Origin of the sequence: Leptospira sp. B5-022, from assembly GCF_000347035.1 — a bacterium.
In the GTDB taxonomy this organism is placed as follows: domain Bacteria; phylum Spirochaetota; class Leptospiria; order Leptospirales; family Leptospiraceae; genus Leptospira_B; species Leptospira_B cinconiae.
Genome location: NZ_ANIJ01000047.1, coordinates 67501 through 82396 on the forward strand (window position 1 = coordinate 67501; position 14896 = coordinate 82396).

The window sequence follows — 14896 nt, forward strand, 5'->3', positions numbered from 1 at the left end:
TTGGTTGGCTTAATTGTTTTAATAAGTCCTGACCGCTACTTGTTCGATATATTTTTTCGCCAGCCTGCTCGAACACTTTTTTGATCTGCTTATCCAACTCTTCGCGATCCGTAATGATTGCGACCCTTGCTTTCGGATTGTGTTCCAAGATCCATTTTGCGAGGAATACCATCAAAATACTTTTGCCACTACCTTGGGTATGCCAGATAATCCCCCCTTCTTTTCGTTCTACAAATTTTTGGGCGGCTTTAATTGCGAAATACTGATGAGGGCGAGGAAGCTTTCTAGTACCTCCGTCGAATATGGTGAAATTATGAATAATCTCTAAAAATCTTTCCTTATTGCATAGTTTAAGAAAATACTTATCGATTTGGAGTCTGGATACGTCTTCGATATCCTCTTTCCATTTTAGAAAATATTTTTCCTTGGTTTCGATCGTTCCATACCGCAATCCTTCGGTGTCGTTTCCGGCAAAGATAAACTGAACTGTAGAGAAAAAATCCTGAATGAATTCTGGTCTTTGATTTAGGATGCTTTGGCGAATTCCTTCCCCGATGGAATGGGTACTGCTCTTAAGCTCGATGACCGCCAATGCAATTCCATTTACATACAATACTAAGTCCGGTCTTTTTTCTGCTCGGCCATAGACTGTCACTTCTTCTGCAATGGCAAAATCGTTCCGCGTAGGATGTTCCCAATCAATGACTGGAATGGTAAGCGTATTCTCACCCACTTCTTCCTTGACCGGGATCCCATACCGAAGTAAAGAATAGAATTCCTTGTTTTTCTCATATAGAGTCTTTTCGTAATTTGTTGCAGTTCTTTTCAGAACGTCTAAAGTGCGATCGATCTGAGTGTCCGGGATTTCGCATCTTTTCAAATACGCGGTCAACAAAGCGGATTCGATATTGGAATTGCTTCGGGATTTCCAGTTTCCTAGGAAAGAATACCCTAACTCTTCCTGGAAAAGGCGAACGATCCTATCCTGGGTGGTTTTCTCCGATTGTCCGATCTTGTCCATATTAACTTTTGAGCAACTTGAATTGGATTTGGTAACGATAGAACTCGATATTTTGAGTTACTGCAAGCGCTCTTTTTATTTTAGGATCATCTTCTAAAGCAATGATAATTCCTTTTACGGTTTGGTTTTCTTCGGCTAATTCTTGTAGGACAAAGCCCATATAACGTTGGATTTGTCCAACTACAGAGTCACTGGCTCTTCCCTTTTTGAGTTCGACGACCAGGAGTTCTTTTTTATCTTTGCTAATAGCTAAAATATCGATATTCCCACTATCTACCCGATATTGTTGACCAACAGGTTCTCCTTCATCTTCAAAAATATCATATTCCTTTCCCAGTTCCGTTTGAGTCCAATTGGCTACTAAAAAATCTTCTAAATGTTTTTCTAATGCGAAAACATTCGGATCCTCTACTGTTTCATCCGTGGAATATAAGGTGGGAAGTTTAGAGCCGACCAAAAAGGATTCGATTTCCGGCGCATAACGAGAAACATCGCTCACAGTTCCGATGGATCCGGAAGAATTTCGCAATTCCTGGCTCATTTCCCTTCGATCTATGACTCTTTGGTACCAATGGACTTTCCTACGATGGGGGAGAATGGCTCCTGGTTCATACCAATAATTTTCCGTTACTTCCCCAATTGCATATCCTCCAAAGCCATTCGGAGAGAGAACGATATCTCCAATCTGGATTCCTTTGGCAATTGTATACAAGGCTCCGCAGGCAAGTCCGGCGGAAACTTTTCCTTTTTCCGGATTGGCTTTTAGATAAACTGGAATGTATTTCCGATTGAACTCTTTCCAGTTTTCCGGAAGTTTACTTGTCAGATCCTCATAGATATCGAAATCACAGCCGATGAATCCTTCACGTATACATTGATCTGCATAAATACTCTTTCTTCCCAACATGATACGGATATATTGTTTCATATCAGGCGAATTTCTCCTGTAAGGAGCTTTTGCATCATTCCTTGTTTTATCTGTTTGTATTTGGAGATTTTTTTTTCTAAGACTTCGATTTCGGAATCCATATCGGAGAGGACGGAGGCGATTGCGGTTTGTTCGGCGAGAGTGGGCGGAAGGGATATTTCCATCTCTGAAATCGTATTCATTTTAATGTACGGAGTGTTTCCAGCATTGACTTCTGTATTGATTCGATTTTTGAAGTTTGATTCCAAATATATTTTTAAATAAATCGGATTTGCTGTGAAATCGGTTAAAACATAAGTTCTTTGATAAGCGTTGAACTTCCCTTTAAAATAATGAATATATCCCACATTAGCGCCATTTCCAGAAATAAGCAAGGCCTCGGTATTAAAAGCGTAGTAATCTATATAATAATATTCTTTCGCGCATGTATAAAATCTATATTCGCCAGTTTCTGACATGGCATTTGCGTCTAATTTTCCTGTGGTAATTTTATTGCATACTTCAGCAAGATTTTTTGTTTCCCATTCTCCAGTAAACCCAGGCAATCTTCGCTTTCCTGTCAGAAGTTCCTGCATTGTTCCAAGTTTGATCTGTCGTTTTTTAGAGAGAAGAGTTTCTAAGCTAGAGATCAGAGCGTCGGTATCAGAGAGGACTGTGGCAATCGCTTCTTGTTCGGCGAGCTTGGGAGGGAGGGGGATTGGATAATTTTTTAATTTTTGCCCATTGATATTTGCTTGGCCTACCGCAATACTTAAAACTAACCTACCGTGTTTTTTTGCAGGTTTTGTATTAAGGAAATAATTTAAGTATTCAGCATTAAGTAGGGAATCTGAAACTTTTATGCGAATTAGATATCCCGCGAAAATTGCGGGACGTTCGCCATTATAAATCGCTGTTTTTCCTACAAGGTCGATTGTATTGGTCCTATTGAAAAGTACATTGCCTTTATTTAATAAATACTTTTGAATCTCTGTTTCATTGTCTGTGAAGACAAGATTATCCCAATCGATCTTCCCGTCTTGGATATTGCCCATTCGCAATACTGGAATTTTACCAACGAATTTCGATTTGGTCGAAGACCCATACTCGATATTATTTATGAGGTTTCCAAGCCTTGCTACCTCCCAATCCTCTGGAATGATTCCCACTTCAGTCTGCTTATATCCCTCCTTTACTTCCATACAAACCCCATTTTCTCTAGATGAGAATTCACTTTAGATTCTAAGGATTCCACTTCTGATTGGATTTCTTTCACAGTAGTTTCATAACGTTCTGCGAGTTCTTGGATGCGTCCGGTAAGTCTTTGGCTGATTCGATTTTGTTCAGACTGGATGTCTTCGGAGAGTTGTCTGAACCATTTTTCTTCCACTACCAAGGTTTTGATTTCTTCGATTTTTAAGGATTTGTACTTTGCTAAGATCTTGGTTTCTAATTCTTTTTCTGCATTTTTGATTTTACGATTGGTTTCACTTTCTTTCTCCGCATACTGCAAATAGGTTTCTATCGCTTGTTTTTCTTCCTTTGCATCCGGATCTGACTGTATCGTTTTAAGTCGGGCTAGGGCGAGTTTAGCAGAAAGACTGTCTTTCTCAGACTTGCATTCTGCCAATAGGCCTTCTTCACCACCATGTTCTTCTTCCAGTTCTTCCAATTTTTGAACCAAAGTATCGCGTTCTGACTCCAAAGTTTCTATTTGGTTAAGTCCTTCTTGAAAAAAGATTCGGCCTATAATCGATTTTGGGATAAGCTTTCCATCCTGACGGAGGATTTTACCCTTCTTGTCTAACTCGGTTTCTATTTCGCTGCCGACCTTCCAGCCATCTTCTACAATGAGATACACGTCATCCTGCATGGATTCCAACCAATGAGTCATTAGGTGTTGGTAAACATCATATTTATCGAGTAAAGGAATGGAGCTAAAAGCTTCTAAAAGAGATTCGGAAAGTTCTTGGATAAAGAGTTTCGGTTTTGTGGTCTTCCCGATTGATTTGCAGAATTCCAGATGCTCTTCTTTCCATTTGGAAAAGATTGTTCCCACTCGTTTCCCGTACGCCAAAAATTCAGGATTTGCGAAAATCGTTTTTTTGATTTCTTCCTTCGGAATCTTTAATTTCATATACCCTTTTCGGTCTTTTGCAAATAACGAAGAAGAGAGTCCGGGACAAATTTCCCAATAAGAATGTAAAGCATCTATATCCGATTTTGGGATTCCTCCTTGGAGATGTGCTTCTATATCTTGGATGTCTTCTTCTTCCTGGCTATCAATGTATCTTGGGATATTTAAATTGTATTCCTTCTCTTGGATTTCGGATATGGGAACCCTTCTGCTGTATTTGGGGAGTTCGATCTGTTTATTAAAAATATCTACAATCTTGTGGATGTCTTGTTCCCGGAGTCGGTTTTTATTTCCGTCTTTAATAAATCCTTTGGAGGCATCAATGATAAAGAGTTCCTGTCTTGTTTCGGCTTTCTCTTTATCGATGACTAAGATGCAGGCAGGGATTCCTGTTCCGTAAAATAAGTTAGCTGGAAGCCCGATAATTCCTTTGATATATCCTTTTTGGATCAGATTTTTTCGAATCTCCGCTTCTGTATTTCCTCTGAATAGAACTCCATGCGGAAGAATGATTGCTCCTTTTCCTGTACTTTTCAAAGACCGGATGGCATGGAGTAAAAATGCAAAGTCTCCGTTTTTGGAAGGAGGAGTTCCAAAGTTTTTGAATCTTTCATACGGATCATTAACGGGATCTACTCCATTACTCCAAGACTTAAAGGAAAAAGGTGGATTGGATACAAAATAGTCGAATTGTTTTAAAGAACCTTTATCGGATAAAAAAAGCGGATTAGAAAGTGTGTTCCCTTGTCTGATTAGAGCAGATGGATTGTCATGAAGAATCATATTCATCCGAGCTAACGCAGCGGTCGCGACATCCATTTCTTGGCCATATAATGTGAGTTTTTTTCCTGCTTCATCGGCAACCTTTAGAAGTAAAGAACCGGACCCGGCAGTCGGATCATACGCAGTAATATCGGAACGATTGCTGGCGGAAACTCCGATTACTTTGGCCATAATGCGACTCACTTCGGAAGGAGTATAGAACTGGCCCTTGCTCTTTCCACTCTCCGTAGCAAAATGGCGCATCAGATATTCGTAGGCATCCCCTAGGATATCGTCCCCATCCGCTCGATTATTAGAAAAATTTAAATCTGGATTTTCGAAAATACCGATTAGATTGGTAAGTTTATCTACCATATCTTGTCCGCTTCCCAGTTTATTTACATCATTAAAATCTGGAAAATCGGAGATTTGATTAGCTTCTCCAATTGGACCAAGGATTTTTTTATTGATATCATCTCCAATGGTCTTTTTGCCTTTGAGCGCGATCATATCCTGAAAACTCGCTCCTTTTGGAATAACAATAGGAGAGAATTTTTCGCCCGAATATCGGTCACTGATGTATTTGACGAAAAGCATTACAAGAACGTAATCCTTGTATTGGGAGGCATCCATTCCTCCTCTTAATTCGTCGCAGCTTGCCCAAAGAGATGAATATAATTCCGATTTTTTAATTGCCATAAGCCTGAGCTTCGATTCCTGAGAGTTTCTTTCTATAATAGTTATAATTTCTTCATACGATACATCCGCAAGGCTTTATTAAGTTTTCCTTACAAAGCATTTTGTCTGTTGATGGTTTATACAATTTAGCATTATCAGCCCTCTCTGGACAAATTTCTGAATGCAGATTCCGGAATTCGTACAGGTAAAATTAGGGACAAGAATACAGGGTATTTTGCAATCTTGACATAATTCAGGGAAAACCCTCCTTGAAAATGCTTGTTTACCTATAGGTAAAGTCCAAGATTGTGGAATCCGAGAATAGAAAAGAACATGGCGGCTGGCTAATCCAGAAGGGTAGCAAGTTTTGTATTATTGCTGCTTTAACAGAGTCGGGAAATTCTTCATTCTTTGAGTATTTTAAGGTGCTAAAGGCTGGTTTTATTAATGGAGCGTTGACTTCCGCAGAGAAAACGAATTTTTCAAAACTGGACCATTTCTTTCGCCGTTTCTCGGAAACCGGGCCTTGGGGAAATGAAACACAGCTTAAGTATTTGGAAGGTGATATTTTTGAATTTAAGGTAAAGGAGACGGGTTTACGGGTTACTTTTTTCTACGATCCGCAAATCAGAGGTGTGATCGTTTTGACTCACCACTTCATAAAGAAGAGTCAGAGAACAAGAAAAGAAGAAATAGAAAGAGCCAATCTGATTAAGAATTCTTTCATTAAAGGAAGGAAAATTGATGAGTGAACATTATGATTTTTTAACGTTAGGTCTTGAGGAACAGGCATTAGATAAACTGGCGTTAATGCGTATCGAGACGGATGCAGTAATGAAGACAGCAGATTTGATCTCTAACGCAATGCAAGGGATTGGGATCAATCAAAAGGAACTTGCAGAACGTTTACAGGTAACTCCAGGTTATATTTCTCGGCTTCTCGGAGGATCGGAAAATGTGACCGTAAAACAAGTCGCCAAAGTTTTGTATGCATTGGGAAAACGTTACGTGCAGGAAAGTTGTCCGCTTGGTTTTGCTTATTTCCGTGACTACGTTCGGTACGAAACCGTACGCCAAAATTCCGAGCGTGAAACAAACGTTCATCATAAGCCGAATTTAGGCTGGGCAGAATTTTTCTCCGAAAAGGAAAAGGATCTCACTAGATCCGTAAGCGAGAAGAAAGTTTGGACGAATAAATTATATGAGTCAGCCTAATATTGAAACGAAGGAAATCCAACTTCGGAATATCGTATTGACAGTTTGCGAATTTTCCAGGACTCCCGTGTTACCGGAAGGCGAATCGATCGCTTATGAGCCGATCATTTCCGATGAGATAAATAATGATAAAACCGTTTTAGCCAAACATTTAGGAATTCTTGTAAGTTCAAAAAACGAGAGCCTTCGTTGTTTTGTGGAATATGTTGCCGTATACGATTTAAAAGAGTCCGACAAGATGGATTTGGAGAAATTTATCAAATACAATTCGATAGTTCCAATTTTACCGTATGTTAGGGAAACTATACAATCTTTATTGCAAAAGGGAGGGGTCCATGCTCCTCCTCTACCTTTATTTAATGTCTTCGAATTAGTAGATTCCTTAGAAAAGAAAACTGGAATGGAAAAATAGTATTCACTTATTTTTTATCAGACCCATGAAAGTTTTAGACACTGCTCCCTTTCACGAGGAATAATTATTCTCCAAAACCCCTGTCCTTATTTAACTTTAACTCCGTAAACTTAAATATTCTTTTTGCTTATTTAAGCTTCTTTAAGATAATTACTCGTCTTAAGTGGAACCCGAAAAATAAGACGTTTTGCAGGATGTGAATTCCTTAATGGGGGATCTGAAAATTTCCTTCATAATGAAAATACGGCCCTGCCTCACTTACACGGTCGTTAACTCGCTCCTAGTGTCGCTGCGTTAGGGATACGCAGGACGCGTAAGCGGACCACGCAGCCGAAGGCGAGTAGGCCGAAGCGAAGCGTAGTCCGTAGTAGCCCGGCCCGCGAGTTTTCAATAAAAGTGCTATTCTTGGTGTTTTTTACTCGCGGGAACGCCCAGCAGATAACTCCCATATATTGGAATTTATTAAAATGCCAAGCTGAACGAAGGTGCAAACTTCGGCTTTTTGGTTGTAAGGTGCAAAATGTTTTGTCTTTTTCGGCGAGAGTAATGAGTATGATCGCCACAGGCTATATTTATGGAAGCGATACAAAAAGATCCAAAGTTAGAATCTAAAGGGACGTCCCTTTGGGGGGAATTAAGAAAAGCGCTTACGGGAACGGAAGCGGATTACACCCAAATTTCACTCGGCAAGGCCGTTTTTTTACTCTCTGTTCCGATGGTTTTGGAATTGGTCATGGAGTCGGCGTTTGCTGTCGTTGATATTTATTTTGTCGGCGCCTTAGGTCCTTCGGCCGTTGCTGCGGTCGGGCTTACGGAGACGTATTTGTTTCTTCTTTATTCCCTCGCCATCGGTTTATCCACTGCCGTGACTGCGATCATTGCAAGAAGGATCGGAGAAGGGGATAAGGAGCAAGCAGGGATCGCAGCAGTTCAATCCGTTTTTCTTTCCATTCTTGTTTCCTTACCGTTTGCGATCTTCGGCGTTTGGTTTGCAAAAGACCTCCTTTTACTCATGGGTGGTGATCCTTGGGTTGTCGAGCATGGATCTCGTTACACTCAGTGGATCTTTGGCGGAAATATCGTAATCATGCTTTTGTTCGGTCTCAATGCGGTTTTTAGAGGCGCAGGAGACGCGGCCATCGCAATGAGAGTTTTATGGATTTCTAATGGTCTCAATATGATCCTGGATCCGATCTTTATCTTCGGCTTCGGTCCAGTCCCGGCTATGGGTATCGAAGGCGCCGCAATTGCTACGAATATCGGTAGAGGGGTCGGAGTTCTTGTTCAATTCTATCTGCTTCTGAAAGGTGGTAAACATATTCGAGTGCTTCGTTCCCAGATCAGCATTCACTGGAAGATCATCTCGGATATCGTTCGCACTTCCTTAGGTGGGATCGGACAAACGATTATTGGAATGACCTCATGGATCTTTCTTGTGAGGATTATTTCTGAATTCGGAAGCGAAGCGGTGGCTGGAGCAACGATCGCTCTTCGGATCATGATGTTTACTCTGATGCCTTCTTGGGGAATGTCGAACGCGGTTGCGACTCTTGTCGGTCAGAATTTAGGGGCAGGGAGGCCGGATCGCGCGGAGCGATCCGTTTGGATTGTTGGAGTATGGAATATGGTCTTTCTGATCGGAGTTTCCATCTGTTATTTTATTTTCAGAGAATCTCTTATGTCGATCTTTACCGAAGATGCAAAAGTGATCTCTATCGGTTCCGAGTGGTTGGGGATCGTTTCCTTTTCCTATTTTGTATATGCTTGGTGGATGGTCAGCGTTCAGGCCTTTAACGGAGCGGGAGATACTACCACTCCTACGTTAATTAATCTTGTATTTTTTTGGATATTGCAAATTCCTTTTGCTTACGTTTTAGCGAAGGTTCTTTCGTACGGATATTCCGGAGTTTTTTGGGCAAGTATGATTACGGAAACTTCCGTAGGATTGTTTACTCTTTGGTTATTCAGAAAAGGCGGATGGAAGACTACGAAGGTTTGAATTTCGCCTTCGCTTGGAGAGTTACGGAGTTGAAGAACTGCTGACGCTTGGCAGACCTCGCAGCCGAAGGCGGTTCATTTGGTGTGCCCTTGATCATGCCTCCGGCTATCTCGGGCTCGCTTACTTCCTATGGGTCGTTCGCGAAATCCGAAGCGTAGTCCGTAGTATCCCGACCCGCGAGATTTGAGCTGGGGTTGCGTTGTCGGTGTTCTTATCTTAGTCGCGGGAACGCCAAACTCTTTTAGGGACTTACTCTAACCCCAACCACCCCAACAATTTGATTCACTTTGAAATCTGGAAAATTGGAAGGAGGGTAATAGTAAGGGGCAACTCGAACTATGATATTCCCTGTCCCAGCGGTATTACCGGTTACTTCGTAATTATAGGTATAATTGAAGTCGTTAGGGCAACCGTCTTCATAGATATCTGTCATACCACCTAAGTTGATCGGGACTCCGGTGCTAGTTACGGTGAGTTGTAATTGTGCACCTGGACAATTGGAGAAAGGATAGTCCGTATTTATTGCAAAACTACTTGAGCCTCCGCTCGGAAAACTGATAGAAGCCGCAGAGATATTCACCCAACTAATTGGTTCTACGTTTAACGGGGGAATACCACCGGATCCTAATAATGCGAGCAGATAAGACAGATCTGTCTTGTCGCTTTTGGAATGTTTTTCGTATGAATCGAAAAGTAAATAAGTCCCGCATTGGACTTGTAAGAATATAAGTAAAATATAGAAGAAGATAGAGACGCGTTTCACTTTTAATTTCCGGAATTGGGCATAGTTTAACATTTTCGACTATTTGGTGCAAGGCGGAATTTTAAATTCAATAAAACTTATGTATGATTTTGGAAACGAAGTAATTCTATTTCTCCAAGAAATTTCTTATACTTGGGCTGCTTTATTATTCTTGATTGAAAATCTTCTAATCTTCACTTGTTCGGTGTTTATTGGAAATCTGCTTGCTAAACGTTACACTCATCGTCGTATTGTTCCGGTCCCTCCACCGAAAATCGAGCCGAAGGAGATCTTATTGGCGATCTCTACTATACTTCTAAATACTTTTATTACGTTACTCGGACTTTGGCTTTGGAGAACAGGTTCTATTCATTTTAGGAGCTATACCGGGATATTTGCATTAGTTGATATTTTGATCCTTCTTTTGGTTATGGATGCCGGTATGTATTTACTGCATAGGATCGCTCATATTCCGTTTATATATAGATTCGCTCATAGAACCCACCATAGATATGATAATCCTCGTCCTTTAACTCTATTTGTTCTAAATCCTTTCGAAGCCCTGGGTTTTGGAGCTCTTTGGTTATTAGTGATTCGTATTTACGATTTCTCTTGGCTTGGGATGAGTTTTTATCTCGGGGTAAATGTTGTGTTTGGTATGATTGGGCATTTGGGAGTGGAGCCTTTGTCGGAAAAATGGCTTCGTTCTCATTTATTCAACGTGCTTACGACGAGCACTTTTCACGCTAGACATCATCTGGAAGAAGATTATAATTTCGGTTTTTATACTTCTCTTTGGGACAGATTCTTTGGAACCCTTTATCCGGAGAACTCGCGTAGCCAAGACTAACTTGGCCGGCGAGATCAGAGTAGAGTTTGATCGTCGTAGGAGTTCCTACCTATGAAAAGGATCTGGTATATTCTTAATATCCGTGAGCTGTCATAACTTTTTCGAACTTTTCCAAAAGTAAGTGATCGTCTTGATCGTTCGGATGGAATCCCGGAATATAATATTCCAAAATATAGAAGATCACTGCCCAAGCAAAACCAGGGATGCCAAAGAAGAAGCGAAGGTCTCTAACGATCTGGCTTGGATTCGGGATCCCGAAATAGAATAAAGCCCTGATCGTTCCGACGATCGCTAAAAGACCGAGTAGTTGTACTGCGATCGTCATTCCAAGAATACGAGTGAAATATCCGCCGCCGGAAGCACGATACACATCATACGCCACAGCCTTGTGCTCTAATTCTTCCAGTGCATGCCATTCGATCACTTTCCAACTTATGGGATCGATCCAAGCGACACGTTGTTCGGGAAGAGAGAGTAAAAATCTTCCGAGAGTTGCAGTGAAATGTTCTGCTGCCGCGGTGATGGAGAGAGCGAGTCTTTTTCCCCAAACGGGAAATACTTTTAAAATGTTCTTTTCTAATATATCGAAGAACAACCAGCAGAACATTTTTTCGTGGCTTCGGAAATCTAAACCGATCTCGACGAATCTTTCGTTCATTTTATCATGAACGTTTCCATGTACCGCCTCTTGTCCGGCAAAAGCTTTGATCTCGTTTCTTAAAGCCGGATCAACTTCTTCGCTAAACGCTTTGACGGAACGTATAAAAAAACGTTCTCCTTCCGGAAACAATACGCTTAAGCTGGAAAGAAATGCCGTAAAGAATGGGATCTTTTTGCCGAAACCTCTTTCTTTGGCGATATCTTCCAAAGGAAATTTCGGTTTACGTATTTTTGGCTGGACTCTCGTCGATGTCGCTTGCCCCATAATATTCTCCTAATATAGAATCGTTTGGATTTTCGATTTTTCTTTCTCCATCCTTTGGATTTTCACCGCTCATTAGGGAATTTAAAAGATATATTGCTCCGGACATTTTATCTATTCCTTGGGCTTCGTCCGATCTTCCGAGGAATAGTTACCTTTTGAATCATTGTAACGATTGCTACAAGATTCGGTCAATCCCAATCCGGGAAAAATAGATAGGTAAAGCCGAATTTAAAGAGCGAATCAACCGATCGGAAGATGAAAGCAAACGCTGCTCGGAAGTTGAAATCTCTAAGATCCGATAGAAGCTTCTTCGATCTTTACCTTTCCTGTTTTTTCCAACCACTGCGAAAAGTTCAAAAGACCGGGATTTTCTATCCGAAGGGAATCTATATCCACTTTCGGATAACCTTCTCGATTGATCCATTCCGTCAAAAGACCTAAAATTTTGTTATGTGAGTAAATCGTTTCGAGCGGGATCCGCATATATTCGATTCGTCTATCTAAAGCTATCGAAAGTATATCTACAATTTGTAATGGAGTTAGGCTATCTCCTACGAGATCGATGGTCCTTCCTGAATATTTTCCAGGATTTTCGAAGGCTAAACCGGCGAAGGTTCCTATATCTTCCACTGAAACCAAGTGAATACGACTGTCCGGAGAGACTGTCTCGTATAATCGTCCTCCCGGTATTCCCGAACGGGAATGGATCAAGTTTTCCATAAAACCCGTAGGTCTTAGTATCGTGAAAGGTATCCCTAAGTTATGTATATATTTTTCGATCTCCCATTTATGTTTCCGAAAGTCGGATTGTTTTTCCGCTCCAATTACGGAAGAATAAACTAAATGGGAAACTTTTGCATTCTTAGCGGAATCTGCGACTAACTTTCCAACTTTAACTTCGTTTGCATCAGTCGATTCATTCGGTTCCCATTCGGACGGTTGGACACTGAATACACCGTACACCCCTTGCATTGCTAAGTCCAAAGAATAAGGGTCTTCCATATCACCTTGGAAAATTTCCGCTCCAAGGTCCTTCAACCTTAAGGAGTTCTCGGAAGAAGGATTTCGGGTGAAAGCCCTTACCTTCCATCGGTTTTTAAGCAGATACTTTGCGGTTTCTCCTCCTTGTTGCCCGGTAGCTCCTAACACCAATATGATTTTATCTTTCGGATCCATGTATGTATTCTCCCAATATAGAACGGCACGGTATCGTTCCATTAGTTCGGAATTGATTTTTCTGTGTCAAATTATTTATAAATAAGGCTTTTGATGGGTTTCCCGGAAGAATTCTTGACCCGAAAAAATGAAACAAGATCTTATGGCCGATCCGAATGGAATATTCGGAAAAGGAAAATGGCAAAGAAGGTCCGGCAGATCAGAACAGGGCGCCCACCCAAGGAAATCTCAGACGGTATATCCGATCGGATATTGACTACCGCCTTGGGACTTTTTTCGAGCCAAGGATTTAATGCGACTTCTATGGAGCAGGTTGCTTTAGTTTGCGGCTCGGGTAAACATACGATTTATAGGCGATTTGAATCTAAATCGGATCTGTTCTTGGCCGTGATGGAATTTCAAAAGAGAAAATTTTTCGATCTACTTAATCGGATCGAATGCGATAAGGAGAGTCCTTTGAGGACTTTACAGGAATCTTGCAGAAGATTATTGGAATTAGTCGTTTTAGACGAGATAGTGGATTTCTATCGGATGACAATTTCGGAAGCGGAACAAATACCGAAAATCGCAGCTAACTTACAATGTGAAGGAAATCCCTCCTATCTTAAGATCTTTAATCTTGTGATCTCAGCGCAAAGATCGAAGGAGCTGGCACAGTTAGATCCAAAGTTTTTGACCACTCAATTGCTTCAAGTTATCGCCTATTATCCTTTAAACGAGGTGCTTTTGGGAAGTAAAGAATTCAGTTCTCAATCCAAACGTTCCAAATATTTTGAGAAGGCATGGATCCTATTCTTACAAGGAGCAGGCGGACCTAAGAAGAAGATCCTTAGAAAGAAATTTTAACCTTTAATAATCGTTTTTGTTCAAATTCAAACGAACAAGATACAAGGGATATAAAAGGACAAATTTCATTTTTTTCAAAACTTCATTTCTAAATATGACAGAATTTGTCATGTTTAATTCGTATACTTATCTTTCGTCTACGGATCGAGGGTCCTTAATTCGCTAGACCACAAAAGGAGTTATCTATGAGCCTTAAAAAATATACTGGAAGTTGTCATTGTGGCGCTGTCCGTTACGAAGCGGATCTGGATTTGAGTGCGGGTACAAGCAGATGTAATTGTTCTTTTTGCAGAAAGGTCCGGAACTGGTCCATTATCGTTAAACCTGAATCTTTTCATTTATTGAGCGGAGAAGAGAGTCTTAACTTTTACGAATTTAACACAAAAAGTAGTAAACACCATTTCTGTAAGAATTGCGGAGTGAGAACTTTCTCAAAGGGATATATTGAAGAAATTGGGGGTGCTTTCGTAAGCGTAGCTATTTCGACTTTAGATAATGCGGATCTTAAGGATATAATCGAAGCACCCGTTTGGTATGCGGACGGTTTACATAATAATTGGCAAAATCAACCAGCAGAAATTAGACATCTATAATATTAAAAGAATATAGGTTATTTACGATTCACTTTCGGATGATATGATCTTTGATAGAAGCTTACCTACAGAGATTAAAGGAGTTGAATTACGATAAGATACACTTAATAGGATAGCCCCTTCGATAGAGGAAAGGATCAAAGTGGATAATGCTGTCGGATTTGGAATATTGTCTTTCCGTAATATCATCGCGATTGTTCGTTCCCATTCTTGGTAATTTTCTTTTGCGATGATATGTAAACTATCGATCGTATTTGCCGCTTCTAATGCGACCGTTGCCACCGGACATCCATGTTCGTATCCGGAGCTTTCGATATCCCTGGCAATCCATTCGCAAACTTTTTTCACGGCTTCCGAAGCGGATTTGGCCGATTGGATCGGAACGGAAAGATGTATAAACCATTCTCGAGCGGATAATTTCAAAGCCTCGCCGGCCAATTCTTCTTTTCCGCCGGGAAAATGGAAATACAAGGAACCCTTTGGCGTTTTACTTTCTTTTACGATCTGCAAAAGTCCGGTACCAAAATAGCCGTATTTACGTAATAGATTTCCGGTAGCCAATAATAGCTTATCACGACCTGAAACCTTACTTGCAGACTTCTTTTGTTTAGTTAAAATTTTTGAAGGCATACC

The 14896-nt window shown here is 40.7% G+C and carries 16 protein-coding genes (1 of these 16 cut by a window edge); 7 read left to right on the forward strand and 9 right to left on the reverse strand.

Annotated elements, in window-relative coordinates; translation table 11 throughout:
• The 4 genes in view from LEP1GSC192_RS16565 to LEP1GSC192_RS16580 are tightly spaced (at most 1 nt apart) and all read right to left on the reverse strand, a layout consistent with a single transcriptional unit that may run on beyond the window.
• Positions 1–1021: the 5' portion of a type I restriction endonuclease subunit R gene (locus LEP1GSC192_RS16565; protein ID WP_020771401.1), read on the reverse strand. The gene continues 2015 nt to the left of window position 1, outside the view; 1021 of the gene's 3036 nt are visible here — the first part of the coding sequence; it begins with the start codon at positions 1019–1021; the stop codon falls past the left edge of the window.
• Position 1022: 1 nt separating this feature from the next.
• The gene (locus LEP1GSC192_RS16570; protein WP_020771252.1) at positions 1023–1949 is read right to left on the reverse strand and encodes an endonuclease NucS domain-containing protein; all 927 of its coding nucleotides are present in this window, start codon (positions 1947–1949) and stop codon (positions 1023–1025) included.
• Positions 1946–3130 carry a restriction endonuclease subunit S gene (locus tag LEP1GSC192_RS16575; RefSeq protein WP_052005247.1) on the reverse strand — a complete coding sequence of 395 codons (1185 nt, stop codon included), beginning with the start codon at positions 3128–3130 and terminating at the stop codon, positions 1946–1948. The genes LEP1GSC192_RS16570 and LEP1GSC192_RS16575 overlap by 4 nt, the downstream gene beginning before the upstream one ends.
• Complete coding sequence (locus LEP1GSC192_RS16580; protein ID WP_020771389.1) at positions 3121–5526, reverse strand: type I restriction-modification system subunit M; 2406 nt, start codon at positions 5524–5526, stop codon at positions 3121–3123. The genes LEP1GSC192_RS16575 and LEP1GSC192_RS16580 overlap by 10 nt, the downstream gene beginning before the upstream one ends.
• Before the next feature lie 287 nt (positions 5527–5813).
• Between LEP1GSC192_RS16580 and LEP1GSC192_RS16585 the strand changes: the two genes are divergently transcribed.
• From LEP1GSC192_RS16585 to LEP1GSC192_RS16600, 4 genes are all read left to right on the forward strand, one after another.
• Entirely contained in the window at positions 5814–6257 is a 444-nt protein-coding gene (locus LEP1GSC192_RS16585) for a type II toxin-antitoxin system RelE/ParE family toxin (protein ID WP_020771245.1), read from the forward strand.
• Entirely contained in the window at positions 6250–6720 is a 471-nt protein-coding gene (locus LEP1GSC192_RS16590) for a helix-turn-helix domain-containing protein (RefSeq protein ID WP_020771094.1), read from the forward strand. The genes LEP1GSC192_RS16585 and LEP1GSC192_RS16590 overlap by 8 nt, the downstream gene beginning before the upstream one ends.
• Positions 6707–7132, forward strand: a complete 426-nt coding sequence (locus tag LEP1GSC192_RS16595) for a protein-export chaperone SecB (RefSeq protein WP_020771491.1) — start codon at positions 6707–6709, stop codon at positions 7130–7132. The genes LEP1GSC192_RS16590 and LEP1GSC192_RS16595 overlap by 14 nt, the downstream gene beginning before the upstream one ends.
• Positions 7133–7706: 574 nt before the next feature.
• On the forward strand, positions 7707–9131 hold the full coding sequence (locus LEP1GSC192_RS16600) for an MATE family efflux transporter (protein WP_020771364.1): 1425 nt from the start codon (positions 7707–7709) through the stop codon (positions 9129–9131).
• Positions 9132–9372: 241 nt separating this feature from the next.
• On the opposite strand, the gene LEP1GSC192_RS16605 is transcribed toward LEP1GSC192_RS16600, so the two are convergent.
• On the reverse strand, positions 9373–9894 hold the full coding sequence (locus LEP1GSC192_RS16605) for a hypothetical protein (protein ID WP_020771429.1): 522 nt from the start codon (positions 9892–9894) through the stop codon (positions 9373–9375).
• 79 nt (positions 9895–9973) lie between these two features.
• On the opposite strand from LEP1GSC192_RS16605, the gene LEP1GSC192_RS16610 reads away from it, so the two are divergent.
• Positions 9974–10723 carry a sterol desaturase family protein gene (locus LEP1GSC192_RS16610; protein ID WP_020771522.1) on the forward strand — a complete coding sequence of 250 codons (750 nt, stop codon included), beginning with the start codon at positions 9974–9976 and terminating at the stop codon, positions 10721–10723.
• 73 nt (positions 10724–10796) lie between these two features.
• On the opposite strand, the gene LEP1GSC192_RS16615 is transcribed toward LEP1GSC192_RS16610, so the two are convergent.
• The 3 genes from LEP1GSC192_RS16615 to LEP1GSC192_RS16620 form a co-directional block, all read right to left on the reverse strand.
• Positions 10797–11591 (reverse strand): metal-dependent hydrolase, encoded by a 795-nt coding sequence (locus LEP1GSC192_RS16615; protein WP_232421079.1) that lies wholly within the window; start codon positions 11589–11591, stop codon positions 10797–10799.
• Between the two features lie 13 nt (positions 11592–11604).
• Positions 11605–11754 (reverse strand): hypothetical protein, encoded by a 150-nt coding sequence (locus LEP1GSC192_RS19980; protein WP_020771285.1) that lies wholly within the window; start codon positions 11752–11754, stop codon positions 11605–11607.
• A 182-nt stretch (positions 11755–11936) separates the two neighbouring features.
• On the reverse strand, positions 11937–12866 hold the full coding sequence (locus LEP1GSC192_RS16620; protein WP_052005249.1) for an NmrA/HSCARG family protein: 930 nt from the start codon (positions 12864–12866) through the stop codon (positions 11937–11939).
• 135 nt (positions 12867–13001) lie between these two features.
• Here LEP1GSC192_RS16620 and LEP1GSC192_RS16625 point away from each other — a divergent pair, with 135 nt between their 5' ends.
• Both LEP1GSC192_RS16625 and LEP1GSC192_RS16630 read left to right on the forward strand, forming a co-directional pair.
• On the forward strand, positions 13002–13670 hold the full coding sequence (locus LEP1GSC192_RS16625) for a TetR/AcrR family transcriptional regulator (protein ID WP_085988922.1): 669 nt from the start codon (positions 13002–13004) through the stop codon (positions 13668–13670).
• A 185-nt stretch (positions 13671–13855) separates the two neighbouring features.
• Positions 13856–14263 (forward strand): GFA family protein, encoded by a 408-nt coding sequence (locus LEP1GSC192_RS16630; protein WP_036090779.1) that lies wholly within the window; start codon positions 13856–13858, stop codon positions 14261–14263.
• Between the two features lie 21 nt (positions 14264–14284).
• Here the strand turns inward: LEP1GSC192_RS16630 and LEP1GSC192_RS16635 are convergent, their stop codons facing one another.
• Positions 14285–14893, reverse strand: coding sequence for a TetR/AcrR family transcriptional regulator (locus LEP1GSC192_RS16635; RefSeq protein WP_020771188.1), 609 nt, complete (start codon positions 14891–14893; stop codon positions 14285–14287).
• Between the last annotated feature and the right edge of the window lie 3 nt (positions 14894–14896).

Bases quoted from the DNA above. Each gene is read 5' to 3' on its own strand.
- LEP1GSC192_RS16625 (WP_085988922.1), top strand. From the start codon at position 13,002: ATGGCAAAGAAGGTCCGGCAGATCAGAACAGGGCGCCCACCCAAGGAA.
- LEP1GSC192_RS16620 (WP_052005249.1), bottom strand. From the start codon at position 12,866: ATGGAACGATACCGTGCCGTTCTATATTGGGAGAATACATACATGGAT.
- LEP1GSC192_RS16610 (WP_020771522.1), top strand. From the start codon at position 9,974: ATGTATGATTTTGGAAACGAAGTAATTCTATTTCTCCAAGAAATTTCT.
- LEP1GSC192_RS19980 (WP_020771285.1), bottom strand. From the start codon at position 11,754: ATGTCCGGAGCAATATATCTTTTAAATTCCCTAATGAGCGGTGAAAAT.
- LEP1GSC192_RS16575 (WP_052005247.1), bottom strand. From the start codon at position 3,130: ATGGAAGTAAAGGAGGGATATAAGCAGACTGAAGTGGGAATCATTCCA.
- LEP1GSC192_RS16630 (WP_036090779.1), top strand. From the start codon at position 13,856: ATGAGCCTTAAAAAATATACTGGAAGTTGTCATTGTGGCGCTGTCCGT.
- LEP1GSC192_RS16570 (WP_020771252.1), bottom strand. From the start codon at position 1,949: ATGAAACAATATATCCGTATCATGTTGGGAAGAAAGAGTATTTATGCA.
- LEP1GSC192_RS16635 (WP_020771188.1), bottom strand. From the start codon at position 14,893: ATGCCTTCAAAAATTTTAACTAAACAAAAGAAGTCTGCAAGTAAGGTT.
- LEP1GSC192_RS16590 (WP_020771094.1), top strand. From the start codon at position 6,250: ATGAGTGAACATTATGATTTTTTAACGTTAGGTCTTGAGGAACAGGCA.
- LEP1GSC192_RS16580 (WP_020771389.1), bottom strand. From the start codon at position 5,526: ATGGCAATTAAAAAATCGGAATTATATTCATCTCTTTGGGCAAGCTGC.
- LEP1GSC192_RS16600 (WP_020771364.1), top strand. From the start codon at position 7,707: ATGGAAGCGATACAAAAAGATCCAAAGTTAGAATCTAAAGGGACGTCC.
- LEP1GSC192_RS16595 (WP_020771491.1), top strand. From the start codon at position 6,707: ATGAGTCAGCCTAATATTGAAACGAAGGAAATCCAACTTCGGAATATC.